This window comes from Luedemannella flava, assembly GCF_039528515.1.
GTDB classification, from domain to species: Bacteria; Actinomycetota; Actinomycetes; order Mycobacteriales; family Micromonosporaceae; genus Luedemannella; species Luedemannella flava.
Genome location: NZ_BAAALT010000137.1, coordinates 1 through 2,701 on the forward strand (window position 1 = coordinate 1; position 2,701 = coordinate 2,701).

The window sequence follows — 2,701 nt, forward strand, 5'->3', positions numbered from 1 at the left end:
ACCGACGTCGAGCGCGCGACCCAGCGGGCGCGAGCGCTCAGCCTCCTCCCGGTCCAGCAGCGTGGCGATGCTGTCGGCGGCGGCCGTTCCGTAACTCTCCCAAGGGGTGATCCCCCAGCGGTACATGCGGGCGTAGTTCGTCATACCGTTCCCACCTGGGCGCGGCGGAGGGTCAGGCGGGTCCAGGCGCCGACGTTGACGTGGTCGCCGTCGCGCAGCGGGGTCACCACCTCCGGCTCGATCGGGTCCGGGCTGTCGTTGACGTACGTCCGGTTGGTCGAACCCAGGTCGACAACGGCCCAGCCCGCTCCCCCGGCGTCCGGCAGGAACAGCGCGTGCGTGTGCGAGACCGCCACGTCCTCGGGCGGGCCGGCCAGGTCGATGTCGGGGTAGATGCCCCGCGAGCGGCTGCGGCGCCCGACAAGGAACTGCTCCCTGTCGAGCGGGAAGCGGCGCTCCGGGCAGAAGCGCGGATACGTCACCTCGTCGACGTCGGGGCCCTCCATGCGGCGTACCCGCTCGAAGTAGTCCTTGTCGGCGGTGACCACGACGAGCCAGGAGGTGGGCGCGGCCCCGACCGCCGGCACCGGCTCCGGCGCGCGCTCCGCCGGCGGGGGCGGTGCGACCAGCGAGTCGTGGCCGCACCGCTCGCAGAAGCGGCCGTCGAGCGGGCTGCCGCAGGCCGGACACGACGCGGCGGGCGCCGCCTCGACAACCGTGGGCGCCGGCTCGGCCGGGCGGACGGTCATGGGGGTGCCGCAGTCGTCGCAGTAGTCGTCGGACGCCGACTCGTGGCCCTTGGGGCAGACAGGCATGTGGGGTCCTTACTCGGTGGGCCGGACGCGGCGGGTCTTGCGGGAGCCGACCGCGGCGATCTCCGCGTCAACGTCGACCTCGCGGTTCTCGGAGCGGGACTTGAGCCGGACCGTGCCGGTGGCGGCGTCGACGATCTCGACGACGGTGCCGAGCACCTTCGCGGTGTCCTCCCGGCCGGACGCGGCGGCGAGCTGCACGGCCCGGCCGAGCCGGGCGGTCGCGGTCGTCACGTCACCGGCCGCGCGCGCCGACAGGCCCTCCTGGATGGCCTGGGCCAGCTCCGCCTGGTCGCTGTAGTCCGCCACCTTCCGGTTGATGACGGTGGCGGCCGCAAGGTCGTCCGTCCACACGGCCCGGACCAGGCCCTGCCCCAGGATCTCGTCCTGGTGCACGAGGCTCACCCGGGCGGCCAGCACCTCCTCGCCGACGGCGCCGGGCGCGACCTCGACGCACAGGTGGTAGTCGCGGCTCTCCGCGCCCCACGCGCCCGTCGGGTAGTCGCCGACCCGGGCGCTCACCTCGGCGCGCCGCGCGGTGAGGTCGTTGATGTCGGGGAAGACCTGCTTGACGAAGCGGATCCGGGAGCCGCCCGGCGTCCACACGCGCAGGGCCACGTCCGCCACGGTCTTGCCCATCGCGTTCTCCGTCATCTGGCGGAAGTCCTCGGCGAGGTGCCGTGAGTCCTTGATGCCGTCCGCCGTGCCCAGCAGGGTCTCGGCCACCTTGATCAGGTCACGGGCCCGCCAGCCGTCGCCCACGCCCCGGCTGTCGCAGACGAAGACCCCGGCACAGTGGTTGAGGACGCGCTGGAAGTCGTCCTCACGGTCGCCGTTCTCGCCGTCGGTGAGCAGGATGGCGTGCCGGATCTCGGCGCGGGACGCGGCGAACAGGCCGTGCGCGGCGGTCAGCCAGGCGCTGAAGTTGGTGCCGCCGTTCGCCGACAGGCGCCGCACCGCCGCCTTGGCGTCCGACCGGGTCCTGCCGGAGGCCGACGCCAGGTGCCGGCCGCCCGGGAAGATCACCCGCGCGTCGCTCGTGCCGGCGATGATGGCGAACGAGACCCCGTCGCGGATCGTGTCGATGGCGACGCAGGCGGCGTTCTTCGCGGCCACGATCTTGTCGCCGTGCATCGAGCCGGACACGTCGATCATGATGACCTCGGCGGCCGAGGCGGTGGGGCCGGGTCGGCGGGCGCCGGCGCCCTCGCCCATGGTCACGGTGACCACGGCGTCGACGACGCGGCCGCCCTCCGGTAGGTACTCGTTCTGGAAGACCTCGACCTTGACGTCGCTGTTCGGATTCATCGGTGCTCCCCGGGGTCGTCGGGCGGGTACGGCAGGACGACGACGGCGATGTTGTCCACGCCGCCGGCGTCGAGGGCGAACTGGGTGAGCCGGCGGGCCGCCGCGCCCGGCTCCTCGGTGGCCACGGGCGCCAGGTCGACCGGGCCGGTCAGGTAGCGCGACAGGCCGTCCGAGCAGAGGACGAGGCGCCCGGGTCCCGGCGGCTCGAACATCCGGACGGGGGCGCAGCCGTGCCCCGCGTCGGCGCCCACCCACCGCGTCAGCGGCGCCGAGTGCGGGGCGCCGTCCGCGTCGGCGAGCGCGTGGTCGACCGTGAGGCACACCGGCTCGCCGTCCGCGGGCACCCAGTACGCCCGGCTGTCGCCGACCCAGCTGGCGGCCAGCCAACCGGCGGTGACCACTCCGGACACGTAGGTGCAGCTCGGCGACGCGTGCCGGGTCGTCGGGCCGTCCAGGGCCGACACCGCCGCGAGTGCCGCGTCGAACGCCGTGCCCATGGCCCGCTCCGGCGCGACCCCGGCGTCCAGCTCGCGCAGCAGCGCCGCGACCGCGGCCTCGACCGCCGCGCCGGCGGCGTCGTC

The 2,701-nt window shown here is 74.6% G+C and carries 3 protein-coding genes; all 3 read right to left on the minus strand.

Going from position 1 to position 2,701, the window contains the following annotated elements; genetic code table 11:
• Positions 1-140 precede the first annotated feature (140 nt).
• Positions 141-815, minus strand: coding sequence for an FHA domain-containing protein (locus ABD211_RS21000; RefSeq protein WP_344134518.1), 675 nt, complete (start codon positions 813-815; stop codon positions 141-143).
• 9 nt (positions 816-824) lie between these two features.
• Positions 825-2,120, minus strand: a complete 1,296-nt coding sequence (locus tag ABD211_RS21005) for a VWA domain-containing protein (RefSeq protein ID WP_344134521.1) — start codon at positions 2,118-2,120, stop codon at positions 825-827.
• Positions 2,117-2,701 (minus strand): PP2C family protein-serine/threonine phosphatase (locus tag ABD211_RS21010; RefSeq protein WP_344134524.1); only part of this gene is annotated, 585 nt, incomplete at its 5' end. The genes ABD211_RS21010 and ABD211_RS21005, both read right to left, overlap by 4 nt.